The sequence below is a fragment of the Microbispora hainanensis genome, from assembly GCF_006874475.1.
GTDB classification, from domain to species: Bacteria; Actinomycetota; Actinomycetes; order Streptosporangiales; family Streptosporangiaceae; genus Microbispora; species Microbispora hainanensis.
In genome coordinates this window covers 259,949-274,342 of record NZ_VIRM01000001.1, presented here as the reverse complement: position 1 = coordinate 274,342, position 14,394 = coordinate 259,949, and the positions used below count along the sequence as shown (strand labels likewise).

At 71.8% G+C, this 14,394-nt stretch carries 14 protein-coding genes; 5 read left to right on the top strand and 9 right to left on the bottom strand.

The window, feature by feature from the left end:
• Positions 1-5 precede the first annotated feature (5 nt).
• A complete protein-coding gene (locus tag FLX08_RS01295) occupies positions 6-959 on the bottom strand; it encodes a LysR family transcriptional regulator (RefSeq protein ID WP_142616235.1) in 954 nt (317 codons plus the stop codon).
• A gap of 201 nt (positions 960-1,160) precedes the next feature.
• On the opposite strand from FLX08_RS01295, the gene FLX08_RS01290 reads away from it, so the two are divergent.
• Entirely contained in the window at positions 1,161-2,048 is an 888-nt protein-coding gene (locus FLX08_RS01290) for an EamA family transporter (protein ID WP_142616233.1), read from the top strand.
• A gap of 102 nt (positions 2,049-2,150) precedes the next feature.
• Positions 2,151-2,747, top strand: a complete 597-nt coding sequence (locus FLX08_RS01285) for a Uma2 family endonuclease (protein WP_244312187.1) — start codon at positions 2,151-2,153, stop codon at positions 2,745-2,747.
• 1 nt (position 2,748) lies between these two features.
• Here the strand turns inward: FLX08_RS01285 and hemL are convergent, their stop codons facing one another.
• The 7 genes from hemL to FLX08_RS01250 all read right to left on the bottom strand — a co-directional run bounded on the left by hemL (position 2,749) and on the right by FLX08_RS01250 (position 10,431).
• Complete coding sequence (hemL, locus tag FLX08_RS01280; protein ID WP_142616229.1) at positions 2,749-4,044, bottom strand: glutamate-1-semialdehyde 2,1-aminomutase; 1,296 nt, start codon at positions 4,042-4,044, stop codon at positions 2,749-2,751.
• A 45-nt stretch (positions 4,045-4,089) separates the two neighbouring features.
• Entirely contained in the window at positions 4,090-4,734 is a 645-nt protein-coding gene (locus tag FLX08_RS01275; RefSeq protein WP_142616227.1) for a bifunctional DNA primase/polymerase, read from the bottom strand.
• 123 nt (positions 4,735-4,857) lie between these two features.
• Entirely contained in the window at positions 4,858-5,844 is a 987-nt protein-coding gene (gene hemB / locus FLX08_RS01270; protein ID WP_142616225.1) for a porphobilinogen synthase, read from the bottom strand.
• Positions 5,845-5,914: 70 nt separating this feature from the next.
• A complete protein-coding gene (locus FLX08_RS01265) occupies positions 5,915-7,504 on the bottom strand; it encodes a bifunctional uroporphyrinogen-III C-methyltransferase/uroporphyrinogen-III synthase (RefSeq protein WP_142616223.1) in 1,590 nt (529 codons plus the stop codon).
• Positions 7,501-8,373 (bottom strand): hydroxymethylbilane synthase, encoded by an 873-nt coding sequence (hemC, locus tag FLX08_RS01260; RefSeq protein WP_244312197.1) that lies wholly within the window; start codon positions 8,371-8,373, stop codon positions 7,501-7,503. The genes FLX08_RS01265 and hemC overlap by 4 nt, the downstream gene beginning before the upstream one ends.
• A 35-nt stretch (positions 8,374-8,408) precedes the next feature.
• On the bottom strand, positions 8,409-9,707 hold the full coding sequence (locus tag FLX08_RS01255) for a glutamyl-tRNA reductase (RefSeq protein ID WP_142616219.1): 1,299 nt from the start codon (positions 9,705-9,707) through the stop codon (positions 8,409-8,411).
• Between the two features lie 25 nt (positions 9,708-9,732).
• A complete protein-coding gene (locus FLX08_RS01250) occupies positions 9,733-10,431 on the bottom strand; it encodes a redox-sensing transcriptional repressor Rex (protein ID WP_142616217.1) in 699 nt (232 codons plus the stop codon).
• Between the two features lie 194 nt (positions 10,432-10,625).
• Between FLX08_RS01250 and FLX08_RS01245 the strand changes: the two genes are divergently transcribed.
• On the top strand, positions 10,626-10,874 hold the full coding sequence (locus FLX08_RS01245; protein ID WP_142616215.1) for a glutaredoxin family protein: 249 nt from the start codon (positions 10,626-10,628) through the stop codon (positions 10,872-10,874).
• Between the two features lie 120 nt (positions 10,875-10,994).
• Here FLX08_RS01245 and FLX08_RS01240 read toward each other — a convergent pair whose 3' ends face one another.
• Positions 10,995-12,638 (bottom strand): hypothetical protein, encoded by a 1,644-nt coding sequence (locus FLX08_RS01240; RefSeq protein ID WP_208761207.1) that lies wholly within the window; start codon positions 12,636-12,638, stop codon positions 10,995-10,997.
• Between the two features lie 266 nt (positions 12,639-12,904).
• Between FLX08_RS01240 and FLX08_RS01235 the strand changes: the two genes are divergently transcribed.
• Positions 12,905-13,444 (top strand): sigma-70 family RNA polymerase sigma factor, encoded by a 540-nt coding sequence (locus tag FLX08_RS01235; protein ID WP_244312186.1) that lies wholly within the window; start codon positions 12,905-12,907, stop codon positions 13,442-13,444.
• A 154-nt stretch (positions 13,445-13,598) separates the two neighbouring features.
• A complete protein-coding gene (locus tag FLX08_RS01230; protein WP_142616208.1) occupies positions 13,599-14,354 on the top strand; it encodes a DUF5667 domain-containing protein in 756 nt (251 codons plus the stop codon).
• Positions 14,355-14,394 lie beyond the last annotated feature (40 nt).

The window sequence follows — 14,394 nt, the reverse complement described above, 5'->3', positions numbered from 1 at the left end:
ACAGCCTACCCGCCGGGCAGCTCCGCAGGCGCAGGGCGCGGCGCGTCGGTGACAGGGCTGTTCAGCGCGTCGACGGAGCAGCGCAGCGCGTCGACGGCGGCGCGGATCGCGGGGCGGCGGGCGGCGTCGGCCCGCCAGACCGCGTAGATGCGCCGCACCGGCGGCGGCTGGACGGCCAGGACGGCGACGCCCTCGGGCAGCGGTCCACGGCCCAGCCGGGGGATGAGCGCGCAGCCGTGGCCCTCGGCGACCAGCGCGAGCTGGGTGGGGTATTCGTCGGCCATGCAGACGATCCGCGGCTCCCGCTCCTCGGAGCGCAGCAGGAACACCAGGAAGTCGTGGCAGACGGTGCCGGGGGCCGAGCTGATCCAGTTGTCGCCGGCGAGGTCGCTCAGCCGCACATGGTCGGCCTTCACCAGGGGATGGTCGGCCGGCACGACGACGTCGGCCACGTCGTCGAACAGCGCCGTGCGCGACAGACCCTCGGGCAGCGCCATCGGCCGGTTGAGCCAGTCCTGCAGGACGGCGAGGTCGAGGTCGCCGCGCGCCAGCTCGCGGATCTGCCGCTCCGGCTCCCTCTCGTAGAGCAGCAGGTCGAGATCGGGATGCTGCCTCTTGAGCATGGTCAGGGCGCGCGGCACGATGCCCCGGGCCGCGGTGGGGAAGGCGGCCATGGTCAGCTTGCCGACCACCGCCCCGCGCAGCGCCTCGAAGTCGGCCTCCGCCGTCTCCACGAGCGCGAGGATCCGCTCGGCGTGCTCGGCGAGCAGCCCGGCGGCGTCGGTCAGTTTCACCCCGCGCCCGTTGCGTTCGATCAGGACGGCCCCGGTCTCCCGTTCGAGCTTCGCGAGCTGCTGGGAGATCGCCGAAGGGGTGACCATCAGCGCCTCGGCCGCAGCGCCTACGGAGCCGTAGACCGCGACGGCGTGGAGAGCCTTCAACCGGTTCAGGTCCAACATGTAGCCAGTCTAAACCGTTCTCCTTAGAAAAACTTGTTTGCGCTCAACTGTTTAGCGATGCGACGATATAGCCATGCGAATCTTCAACAGACTCTTCACTAAGCCCGTCCGATCCGAGCAGACCTCCTATCTGGAGACCCTGGCGCGGCAGGCACGACAGACCCGCGACCGTCGCCCCTCCTCGCGCTGATCCCCTGATCCATGCGCCCCCGCCACCTGGCTCTCGCCGTCGCGCTCGCCGCCATCTGGGGCTTCAACTTCGTCGTCATGCAGACGGGACTGAAGCACTATCCGCCGCTGACGTACGCCGCCCTCCGGTTCCTGCTGGCCGCCTTCCCCGCCGTACTCGTCGCCGGAGGGCCACGCGTGCCCTGGCGGTGGGTGCTGGCCACCGGCGCGTCACTCGGCGTCGCCCAGTACGGCCTGCTGCTGCTCGGCATGCGCGCCGGCATGCCCGCCGGGCTGACCTCCCTGGTCATTCAGGTGCAGGCCGTCTTCACCGCGCTGTTCGCGACCGCGCTCCTGGGCGAGCGCCTCGGGCGGCGCAGGATCGCCGGCACGGCGGTGGCCTTCTGCGGCCTGGGCCTGATCGCGGCCGACGTGGCCGCGAGGTCGGGGGCGATCCCCTTCGGCGCGTTCCTGCTGTGCGTCGGCGCGGCGGCCGGGTGGGGGCTCGGCAACGTCGCCACCCGCAAGGCCGCGCCGCCCGACTCCCTGCGGTTCATGGTGTGGGTGAGCGCGGTCTCGGCGCCGCCCCTGCTGGCGCTGGCCCTGGCGACCGAAGGACCGTCGTCGCTGACGTCGTTCACGGCCGAGGGCGTGGGCGCCGTGCTCTACACCGCGTTCCTGTCCACCCTCGGCGGGTTCGCCATCTGGGGATGGCTGCTGGCCCGCTACGACGCCTCGGTGGTCGCGCCGTACAGCCTGCTCGTGCCGGTCTTCGGCATCGCCTCCGCCGCGCTGTTCACCGGCGAGCCGATCTCCCTCCTCACGGTCGCCGCGGGCGCCCTGATCCTCGCCGGCCTCCTGTTCGCCAACTCACGCCCCCGTACGGCCCTCACGAGCCCCCCAGTGCCCGTCCCCCGCTGACCCCTCGTCCTCGCGTGCCAGGCGGGAGACAATGGGGTAAGGGTCACGAGATTGAGTGGAACGGCTACCGTGAGTGACGAGGATGACACTAAAGTGCACGACGTGAGCAGCGCACTCGAGTACTGGCCGGCGCCGCCTCCCTGGGGGTGGACCGCGGACGACCTCGATCATCTGCCCTATGAGGGCCCGAATGGCGAGCCCGACTTCTTCAAACACGTCGAACTGATCGATGGAGCACTCGTCTTCATGTCCCCCCAGCGGCGGTTCCACGAGCGGCTCATCCGCGGCCTATCAGAACGGCTCGACGCGGAGGCCCCCACGTACCTGGCAGCTGTGCAGCAGATGGACGTCAAGCTGGGGGAACGGACGAGACCCTGCCCGGATGTGATGGTCATCGACGCCGGTGCCGCCGCGGACAATGCACGTACTTTTTACGAAGCGCGAGAGGTCCATCTCGTGATCGAGATCGTCTCTCCCGAGTCGGTGGAGCGCGACCGCAAGCTCAAGCCGCTGAGGTACGCCGAGGCGGGCATCCCGCACTTCTGGCGGGTGGAGGAGAGCGACGGGCGTCCCGTCGTTTACGTGTACGAACGGGACCCCGCCACGGGCGCGTACACGCCGACCGGAATCCACCACGGGCACCTGGCGGTGCAGGTGCCCGTCGCGTTCGAGGTGGATCTCGACCGGCTGGTGAAGTGAATCAGACGGCGGCGGCTTGGGCGGCGGCCTTGGCGGCCAGGGGCAGGGCCTCGGCGACCTGCGTGAGCGCCGCGTCGTCGTGGGCGGCCGACAGGAACCACGCCTCGTACGCCGACGGCGGCAGGTAGACGCCCTGGTCGAGCATGCTGTGGAAGAACGCGCGGTAGGCGTCGGTGTTCTGCGTGCGGGCCGAGTCGAAGTCGGTGACCGGGGTGTCGGTGAAGAAGATCGAGAAGAGGTTCCCGGCCCGCTGGAGGCGGTGCGGTACCCCGGCGGCGGCCAGCGCGTCGGAGGCGGCCCTGCCGATGACCAGCGCGGACGCGTCGACCCTGTCGTACACGTCGTCGTCGCAGGCGCGCAGCGTGGCCAGCCCGGCCGCGCAGGCGAGCGGGTTGCCCGACAGCGTGCCGGCCTGGTAGACGGGCCCCTCGGGGGCGAGGGCGGCCATGACCTCCGCCCGTCCGCCGAACGCCGCGGCGGGCAGCCCGCCGCCCATGACCTTGCCGAACGTCATCAGGTCGGCCTCGACCGGGTCGATGCCATACCAGCCGGAGGCGGACACGCGGAACCCGGTCAGCACCTCGTCGATGATCAGCAGCGCGCCGTGCTCGGTGCACAGCTCGCGCAGGCGCCGGTTGAAGCCCTCCGAGGGCGGCACGACGCCCATGTTCGCCGGGCACGCCTCGGTGATCACGCAGGCGACCTCGAACGTGCGGAACGCCTCCTCGACCGCCTCGACCGAGTTGTACGGCAGCACGATCGTGTCGGCCGCGGAGGCCCCGGTGACGCCGGGTGTGTCGGGCAGGCCGAAGGTGACGACCCCGGACCCGGCCGAGGCCAGCAGAGCGTCCACGTGCCCGTGGTAGCAGCCGGCGAACTTCACGACCTTCGCCCGCCCGGTGAAGCCGCGGGCCAGCCGTACGGCGGACATGGTGGCCTCGGTGCCGGAGCTGACCAGGCGGACCTTCTCGACGGGGGCGACCCGGGAGACGATCTCCTCGGCGAGCAGGACCTCGCCCTCGGTCGCGGTGCCGAACGAGAAGCCGCGCGCGACGGCCTCCTCCAGGGCCTCCACGACGGCGGGGTGGCGGTGGCCGAGGATCATCGGGCCCCAGGAGCACACCAGGTCGACGTAGCGATTGCCGTCCACGTCGGTGATGTACGGCCCCTCGCCGGAGGCCATGAAGCGGGGAGCGCCGCCCACGGCGCCGAAGGCGCGCACCGGCGAGTTGACGCCGCCGGGAACGATCCGGCGGGCGCGGTCGAACAGGTCCTCGGAGGTCTGCGTGCGAGTCACGCCCTCCAGATTACGGGCCCACCCGTCCGGTGCCCGTACCGGGAATCACTCGCAGAAGTCGGCGAGCAGGTCGAGCACACGCAGCGGATCGGGCAGCGGACGCCCGTCGGGGGGCCTGATCCAGCTCACGACCCCGCCCGAGGGCGTGGTGGACGGCGGCGCGAGCACGTAGCTGTCCCGGCAGTGCCAGCGCAGGCCCGGCGTCTCGTCGATCGTCTCGGGTCCCGCGTCGAGGCTGCAGGACCACCACTCGTCCTCGTCCTCGGGCGCACCGCGCGTCGCCACGAAAAAAAGAACCCGGTCGCCGTTCTCGGCGACCGGGCCCGTGTCGAAGCCTGCTGCGTCCATGGCGGCCAAGGCGGGACGGCCCGCCGCGGCCGGTACGTCGAACACGTCGAACACCCTGCCGGTGGGCAGGATCACGTTCATGTCCGGATCCTGCTTCCACCACCGCGTGAGCAGCGCCGTGTCCGTCGTGGCCTGCATCTGCCACGCCGGCGACAGCGGGTGCATGCCGGGATCGGGACAGCCGACCCGGTCGCAGGAGCACGCCCTGCCTCCCTCGCTCAGCGGGTGGGCGCCCATACAGCTCGCCCAGCCCAGCTGTGCGTACTCCAACACCGACGTCATCTTCCGCGGCGCGTGATGCCCACGCCGTTTCGCACGTCGGGCCAGCGGTACCCCCACCATGGCGCTCCTCCCCACAAGCGTCACACCCGCCGCCCTCCTGCGTTACGCAAGATGCTCGCGGTACATGTACCTGATAATGCCTTCTGGCCGATCGCGGCGCGGCAGGACCCCCCTGATGAGGGGTCAGGATAGTCCGCGGGCGACCTCGGTGGCCCAGTAAGTGAGGATCATGTCGGCACCGGCGCGGCGGATCGCGATCAGCGATTCCATGATCACCCGCTCCCGGTCGATCCAGCCGTTGGCCGCCGCCGCCTCGACCATCGCGTACTCGCCGCTGACCTGGTAGGCCGCGACCGGCACGTCGACGGTGTCGCGGACCTGCCGCAGGATGTCGAGGTAGGCCAGGGCGGGCTTGACCATGACGGCGTCCGCGCCCTCGGCCAGGTCGAGGCGCACCTCGCGCAGCGCCTCGCCGATCGGACCGGCCGGGTCCTGCTGGTAGGCGCTGCGGTCGCCGAACTGCGGCGCGCACTCGGCGGCGTCGCGGAACGGCCCGTAGAAGCCGGAGGCGTATTTCGCGGCGTACGCCAGGATCGGGATCCCGGCGAAGCCGTTGGCGTCGAGGGCGGCCCGGATGGCGCCGACCTGGCCGTCCATCATGCCGCTCGGCGCGATCATCCGGGAGCCGGCCGCCGCCTGCGCGACCGCCGCCGACGCGTAGCGCTCCAGCGTCGCGTCGTTGTCCACCTCGCCGTCGGCCGTCAGCAGGCCGCAGTGGCCGTGGTCGGTGTACTCGTCGAGGCAGGTGTCGGTCATCAGCACCAGCGCGTCGCCCAGGTCGGAGGCGAGGTCGCGCAGCGCCACCTGGACGATGCCGTCCGGGTCGTCGGCGCCCGAGCCCCGGGCGTCCTTGTGCGCGGGGATCCCGAACAGGATGATCCCGCCCACACCGGCGTCGGCCGCCTCGTGGGCCGCCTTGCGCAGCGACTCGCGCGTGTGCTGGACGACCCCGGGCATGGAGCCCACCGGCTGCGGCTCGGCGATGCCCTCCTTGACGAACATCGGCAGGATGAGCTCGGCCGGGTGCAGCCGCGTCCCCGCGACCATCCGGCGCATCGCGGCGGTGCGGCGCAGCCGCCGGGGCCGCGCCACCGGGTATTGGGCGTTCACAATGGTCTCCCCGCTCTTGATCGCGTCGGCCCGCCGGGAGGCCGTCCCGGCGGGCCGCACACGAGCCGGTTCACTTCACGCGTCGCCGCGCGCCCCTGCGCATCTGGGACGGACGGCGGGGCACCTCGCCCGCCGACACGGCGGCGTGCCGCATCTTGGCACCATAATCCGCCAGCGCCGCGGCGAGAGCCGAAGCGGACGGTTTGTCGGCCATCACGTCGACCCGCAGGCCGAACTCCTCGGCCGTCTTGGCGGTCTGCGGCCCGATGACCGCGATCACCGTCACGTTGTGCGGCTTTCCGGCGATGCCGACGAGGTTGCGCACGGTCGAGGACGAGGTGAACAGCACGGCGTCGAACCCGCCGCCCTTGATCGCCTCGCGGATCGGGGCGGGCGGCGGCGCGGCGCGCACGGTGCGGTAGGCCGTCACGTCGTCGCACTCCCAGCCGAGCTGGGTCAGCCCCGCCACCAGCGTCTCGGTCGCGATGTCGGCCCGCGGCAGCAGCACCCGGTTGATCGGGTCGAGCATCGAGTCGTACGGCGGCCACTCGGCCAGCAGGCCCTCGGACGACTGCTCGCCCGTCGGCATGAGGTCGGGCTTCACGCCGAACTCCACGAGCGCCCGGGAGGTGGCCTCGCCCACGGCGGCGACCTTGAGCCCGGCGAACGCCCGGGCATCCAGGCCGTACTCCTCGAACTTCTCGCGCACCGCCTTGACCGCGTTGGCGCTGGTGAAGGCGACCCACTCGTAGCGACCGGTCACCAGGCCCTTGATCGCGCGGTCCATCTGCTGGGGCGTGCGCGGCGGCTCGACGGAGATCGTCGGCACCTCCTCGGGCACCGCGCCGTACGAGCGGAGCTGCTCCGACAGCCCCTTGGACTGCTCCTTGGTGCGCGGCACGAGCACCCGCCAGCCGAACAGCGGCTTGGTCTCGAACCAGGACAGGCGGTCGCGCATGCCGACGGCGTCGCCCACCACGATCAGCGCGGGCTCGGTCATCCCGGCGTGCTTGAGGTCGGGGCCGAGCCGCCCGAGGCTGGAGACCACCGTGTATTGCTCGGTGGTCGTGCCGTCGCTGGTCACCGCCACCGGGGTCGAGTCGGCCTTGCCGCCCGCGATCAGCGCCTTGCTGATCGGGACCGCGTCCGCGACGCCGTTGTAGATCACCAGCGTGCCCTCGCACGCGGCGTGTTTGCCCCAGTCGTCGGTCTGCGCCGCGTCCACGATGCGGAACTCCGGCGCCGACGCCGCCGGCGGGATGCCGGCGTAGGTCAGCACCGCCGTGGCCGGCGGCACGCCGGGCACGATCTCGAAGTCCACGTCCGCCTTGGCGCAGGCGGCCACCTCGTCGGTGACGGAGGAGAAGAAGGACGGGTCGCCCGAGCAGAGCCGCACGACCGTGCGGCCCGCCTTGGCGGCCTGGATGGTCTTCAGCGACACCGAGTTCTCCGCCGCGTCGGCGGAGATGTCGACGACCTCGACGTCCTCGCGGCTGTGGCGCAGCAGCGAGCCGTACGCCTGCCGGTCGAGCACGACGACGTCGGCCCTGCCCAGCAGGTCGGCGCCGCGCAACGTGAGCAGGTTCTCGTCACCGGGGCCGGCGCCGACGAAGGCGACGAACCCGGACCGGGTCTGCGTGCTGTTATTCGCGGGGCTCAACGGGCCTGCTCCCCCATCAACGTGTCGGCCCCCTCGGCGATCATGGCTGCCGCGAGTTCGCGGCCCATCTCCACGGCCGTCGTAGAGGGTCCGGAGGTGGACTTGCGCACCGACCGTGTGCCGTCGACGGCGACGACGGTGGCGGTCAGATTGAGAATGTGCCCGTCACCGGAGGCGAAAGCACCTACCGGGGCCGCGCAACCGGCCTCGAGGGCGGCGAGCACCGAGCGCTCGGCGTCCACCGCGGCCCGCGTCGGCGGGTCGTCGACGGCGCGCAGCAGCTCGATGAGATCGTCACGGTCGGCCAGGCACTCGACGGCGAGGGCGCCCTGCCCGGGAGCGGGCAGCATCTCGTCGACCTCGAACACCTGGGCGATCTCCCCGTCACGGCGGATCCTGGCCAGCCCTGCGGCGGCCAGCACGACGGCGTCGAGCTCGCCCGACGTCACCTTGCCGATGCGGGTGTCCGCGTTTCCCCTGATGGGGACGTAGTCGAGATCCGGCCGGAGCAGGCGCAGCTGGGCCACCCGGCGCGGTGAGCCGGTGCCGACGCGGGCGCCGGCGGGCAGGTCGTGCAGCTTCACCGGGCCGACGAGCGCGTCACGCGGGTCGTCCCGCCGCGGGATCGCGGCCATCGCGAGCCGCTCGTCCGGCTTGGTCGGCAGGTCCTTCAGCGAGTGGACCGCGAAGTCGACCTCGCCGGCCAGCAACCGGCCGCGCAGGTCGTTGACGAACACGCCCGTGCCGCCGAGCTGGGTCAGGTGGGCCCGGGACACGTCGCCGAAGGTGGTGACGCCGACGAGCTCCACCGCCCGGCCGGTCAGGGCGGTCAGCCGGTCGGCGACGATCTGCGACTGCGACGTCGCCATCAGGCTCTTGCGGGTGCCGAGCCGCAGGGGGGCGGTCACTGATCCACCTCCAGGCTCGAAACGGCGTCGGGTGTCTTCGGGTCGAGGCCGAACAGCTCGCGCAGCGCCTCGGCGTACTGGTCGCCGCCCGGGGACGCGGCCAGCCGCTTGACCCGTACGGTCGGCTCGTGGAGCAGCTTGTCGACGACCCGCCGCACGGTCTGGTTGATCTCGTCGCGCATCCGCCCGTCGATGTCTGGCAGGCGGGACAGCAGGCGGCCCATCTCCGACTCGACCACCCCGGCGGCCTTGCTGCGCAGGGCCACGACGGTGGGGGTGACGAGCGCGGCGCGCGCGGCGTCGAGATAGGCGGCGACCTCCTCGGTCACGATGCGCCTGACCTCGCAGATCGCCTCGGCCCTGCCGCCGTCGGAGACGTCGGAGCCCACGCCGTCCTGCTGCATCGACTTCAGGTCGACCAGCGTCACGCCGGGCAGGTCCCGTACGCCGGGGTCCACGTCGTGGGGCAGCGCGAGGTCGAGGACGAACAGCGGCCTGTCGCGGTCGCCGATCGTCTCCGCGGTGATCGTGCGGGTTCCCGCGCCGACGCAGGAGATGACCAGGTCGGCCTCCGCCAGCTCGGCGGGGACGTCGGCCAGGTCGGCGGCCCGGCCGCCGACCGTCTCGGCGAGCCGTTCGGCCCGCTCGCGGGTGCGGTTGGCGATGACGATGTCGGTCACGCCCGCACGGGACAGCGTCGCGGCGGACAGCGAGCTCATCGAGCCGGCGCCCACGACCAGGGCGCGCAGGCCGGTGATGTCGCCGAGCACCCGCTCGGCGAGGGTCAGCCCCACTCCGACCAGCGACGCGCCGGCCCGGTCGATGCCCGTGTCGGCGTGGGCGCGCTTGCCCACGCGCAGCGCGTGCTGGGCCAGCTCGTTGAGCGTGGTCCCGGCCGTGCCCTCCTCCTGCGCCAGGCGCAGCGCGGTGCGGATCTGGCCGAGGATCTGCCCCTCGCCGATCACCATGGAGTCGAGCCCGCAGGCGACGGTGAACAGGTGCTGGACCGCCCGGTCCTCATAGTGCACGTACAGGTGCCGCGCGAGCGTCTCCTGCGGCAGGCCCGAATGCGTGGCGAGCATGTTCGTCACCGCGGTGACGCCGCCGTGGAACCGGTCGACCACGGCGTAGACCTCGACGCGGTTGCACGTCGAGACGACCAGCGCCTCGGAGACGTACTCGTCGGACTGCACGTCGTGCAGCAGCTTGACGAGCGCGTCCCCGCTGACCGTGACCCGTTCGAGCAGCGCGACCGGCGTTGTCCGGTGGCTCAGGCCGACGACGAGGACACTCATGAGCTCGCTCCGTTCGATGGCTCACTCACATGACCACCCCGTCCGGCCACTCCTCGGCCATGATGGGCCCTCCATTAGCCTTGCGCTGCTCGTGGAACGCAAGTATCTGCAGTTCGATGGATAAATCGACTTTACGGACATCCACGCCGTCAGGCACAGCCAAGACGACGGGGGCGAAGTTCAAAATACTGGTGACGCCGGCCGCGATGACACGGTCGCAGACCTGCTGCGCCGCCGTGGCGGGGGTGGCGAGCACCACGATCGAGACTCCGCGCTTCTTGATCACGGACTCCAGCTCGTCGGCGTGCTCGACGACGAGACCTGCGATGCGATCGCCCACGACGTGCGGATCGGCGTCCAGCAGGCCCGCGATCCGGAACCCGCGCGAGGCGAACCCGCCGTAATTGGCCAGCGCCCGGCCGAGGTTTCCCACGCCGACGATGGCCACGGCCCAGTCCTGAGTGAGACCAAGCTCACGCGAGATTTGGTAGATGAGGTACTGCACGTCGTAGCCCACGCCTCTGGTGCCGTACGACCCGAGGTGGGACAGGTCCTTGCGGAGCTTGGCGGAGTTCACGCCGGCGGCGACCGCGAGATCCTCCGAGCTCACCGTCGCCGTGCCCCGTTCGGCCATCCCGTTGAGTGCGCGCAGATAGAGCGGCAACCTCGCCACCGTGGCGTCGGGGATGCCGCGGTCTCGAGGCTGCGGGATTCGGCGGATCACTTGCCGGGGCTCCAGGGGGACGGACGGCCGGTTGCGCCCCCGGCCGCATAGCGGATGCGACGGATGAGTACCAGGTTAGTGCCTTTGTGAAGCTATGCACAAAGTCGATCGTGCGAGGCTTCCCTCGTCTCAAGGGTCCCAGGAGGGGGCGGCGGTCTCCATTCCGGGCCGGAGGGATCGCGATAATCGAAGGCATGGCTCCTCGAGACCACCGGATCACGCTGCTCGGCAAGCCCGGCTGCCACCTGTGCGACGACGCCCGCGCGGTGGTCGAGCGCGTGGCCGCCGAGCTGGGCGTCCCCTGGGAGGAACGCGACATCACGGCCTCGCCGGAGGACCAGGCCGAATATTGGGAGATGATCCCGGTCGTCCTGATCGACGGCGTGCAGCACGACTACTGGCGGGTCAACGAGAACCGGCTCCGCGAGGCCCTGCAGCGCTGAGGCCGAGGCCGGGACGGATGCGCCCGGGGCCGGTACGGCCGGAGGCGGCGCGGCCGGGGTTCATGCGCCCGGCCCGAGCCGCTGCCCGAGCCGCTCCTCCCGGCCCGGCCCGAGCCGTTCCTAGAGGACCCGGCGGGTGGGGAGGGGGACCACCTTGGCGGCGTTGACGCTGAGTTCGATGACGTTGGCCGCCAGCACATACTTCACCCGCTCGGTCGCGAAGCGCTCCATGTGCGGCTGCCGCTGGTGCTCGCCGTAGCCGACCTCGTCCCGGTAGAGCTCGTAGACGATGCGCTGGAGCGGGGCCGACTTGACCGCGTGGCAGACGAACAGCAGCGTGTCGGGCTCGTTGCGCTGCACCGCCTCGACGGTCTCCTCCGCCAGCTTGTCGAACGCCTCGCCCGAGCCGTCGAGCAGCGTGAAGACGGTCAGCAGGCCGTAGATGCCGGGGGCGGGCTTCACCGAGCCGCCCTGACCCGCGGGCCGGCCCGCCTGCTGGGGCCCCTGCCCGCCGCCCGGCTGGCTCATGGCGGGACGGGACCTGCCGCCGAATCCGACGCCGAAGCTCGCGGCGAGGTCGGCCGGGTCGGGGACCTCCGCCCCGGGATAGAGGGCCCCCGTGGCGGGCATCGCCCGGTCGGGCTCGGCCGGGGCCGCGGGCATGCCGTATTCGGGCCTGCGGGGCTGGCCGTACTGGTCCGCGGCGAGAAGCTGGCCGGTCATGGGCCCGCCGAAGTCGTCGGGCGACAGCGGACCGTCGGAGGGCCGCATGCGGGCGGCGTAGTCGACCTCGCTCTGCTCCCCCGCTCGATATTCGGCCACCAGGTCGCCGAGGCCCGAACGGCGCGGCGCTCCCGGCCCGCCGGCTCCCGGTGTCCCGGCCACCGGCATCCCGGGCGGAACCGCACCGGGCCCGCCCGGGCGGCCTCCGGGAGCCCCGCGCGGCGGCTCGGGCGGCCCCGAGGGCGCGGAGGGCACGCGGGTCTCGGCCCGCAGGGCGCTGTCGGCCCGGCCGCCGCGCCGCCCCTGCCACTCCTCCTCCGGGGCCTCGTCGTCCTCGCCCTCGTCGTCGTACGGCGCGAGCGGCCGGGCCACGACGTACCAGACGCCTCCGGCGGAGGCGGCGAGCACGGCGACGACGACCAGCCCGGGGAGCCCGAATTCGAGCACGCCCGAGATCGCCATCCCCGCCGGGGCGAGCACGACGGTCGCGTTCATGTTGTCGACGTCGTACTCGTCTCCGTCCCGCCAGGCCATCACCGCCATGGCGAGGCCGAGCAGGAGGATGAAGACCACCAGGCCGTGGACGCCCCGCAGCAGCCACTCGGGCCAGAGGTCCCAGTGGGCCGGCCCGTCGGGCAGCGACTTGTCGAAGCCCGATGTGACGACGGGGTCGAGCACCATGATCACCGTGCCCACGACCGTCAGCGCGGCGCCGAGGAGCCAGCCGGCGAAGCGGGCTCCGCCCTTCTCCGCGAGGAGCTGGATGACGCCGATCGCCAGCCATAGCGGGGCCAGCAGCGAGCCGGTGATCTGGTAGGCCCGGAACGTCACGGGCCCGAACCCGGTGAGGTGTCCGACGGCGACGGCGCCGAGCGACAGCGCCAGCGCGCCCGTGGCGACGCTCCACGCGATCAGCCAACCGGCCGGCTCGTCACGGAGACGCCCGGCGAGGACGCCGGTGGTGATGCCGGCGAGCAGGGCGCCGGCGAACGCGAGGAGAGCGACGAGGACTTCCATGGTGGGACCCATGCTGCCGGACATCTGCTTCTCACCGGTAGCCGGTCGCCCTGTCCGGGAATGTCACCCCCCCGCGTACGCACATCTGAAGCGGATTCCTCCACCCGAACGGATTGTGTAATCTCCCGTTGATTTCTAGAGTGTTCGAGCACGCCGACTCCCCTTCCCCCATGGGATAACGGATGCCGAACACGTGGCCGTTGGCCGGGCTTTCCCCTCCGGTAGCAGCAGGAGCAGCGCAACCCGCGCGCTCCGCCGATCTCACCGATCGCGAGCACGAGCACGACGAGATGCGAAGCCTCGTGCTGCGCGCCAAGACCGGCGACAGCGAGGCGTTCGGCGCGCTCTATGACCACTACCTGGAGCTGGTTTACCGGTATGTCTACTTCCGGGTCGGCAGCCACGCGCTGGCCGAAGACCTGACGAGCGAGACGTTCCTGCGGGCGCTGCGGGGCATCGCCGAGTTCACCTGGCAGGGCCGCGACTTCGGCGCCTGGCTCGTCACGATCGCCCGCAACCTCGTCACCGACCACTACAAGTCGGGCCGCAACCGCCTTGAGGTGACCACGGCGGAGATACTCGACACGCCTCTGGACGGCCCGCACATCCCCGAGAACGCGGTCGTCACGAACATGGTCAACGAGCGCGTGATGCAGGCGATCAAGCAACTGGGCGCGGAGCAGCAGGAATGCGTGATCCTGCGCTTCCTGCACGGGATGTCGCTGGCGGAGACGGCGATGATCATGGGCAAGAAGTCCGGGGCGATCAAGGCGCTCCAGTTCCGGGCGATCAGGGCGCTCGCCCGGACACTCCCCGACGATCTCGGCTGATGCCCCCGTAACCATTACCCATACCCCATCGTTGGGCATGTGGCAGGTCGGATCTTCAGGCGGATTTCGCGGGCACGCCGGGAGGTGACGGACGCCTCCCAGCCCCGCGAGCGGATCTCCGCTGCGCGTCAAGCGGGGGATGGCGGGAACGGTGATGGGCTGGTGGCGACCCTCGCGCCGCGCGGGCGGCCGGTCGTCGGCCCGTTCCCGCAGGCGCCCCGGTCACCGCTTCCTGCTGCGCGTCCGCCCGCGGGCCGGCACCCGCGGGGTCGTCGCGCGCGTGGCCGGCCTTCGCTCCTTGCTGGGCGGCGCCCCGAGACCTGAGTTCCGTGAGAGGCTGCGGGCCGACCTGATGCGGGCCCACGCCGACGAGCGCGCGGCGGGCAGGCACGCGGCCGGAAAGCACGCGGAGCCCCCCGCCACGTCGCCGCGGCCCCGCCGGTCCCTGCTCGTACGGGTGCGCCCCGTGCTGGTGTTCTGCGTGCTGCTGGCGGCGATGTTCGGCACCGGTGTGCGCACCTACCACGCGGTGCCCGGCGAGGCGCTGTATCCGCTGAAGAGGATGGCGGAGTCGACGGTGCTCCGCCTCGCGCACGACGAGGACGAGCTGACACAGCGGCAGATGGTCGCGGCGCGGCAGCGGGCCGCCGAGACCGCGTCGCTGGTGAACGCGGCGACGCCGGAGCGCCGCCGGCTCATCGGGCAGACGCTCGACGACATGGAGACGACCACCAGGGCCGCGCTGAGCCGGGTGGCCCGGAAGGGACACGCCGACGGCGAGGCCCGCAAGTTCGCCCGTGAGCAGCGCAATCTCGTGGAGCCGCTGCTGCCGAAGCTCGACGGGGAAAACCGCGACAAGGCCAACGAATACCTGATTTATATCGAATCGTTCACCGGTTCCGGACGTTGACACGTCATGTCCCGCTCCCGTTCCGTACACCCTCCGGCGG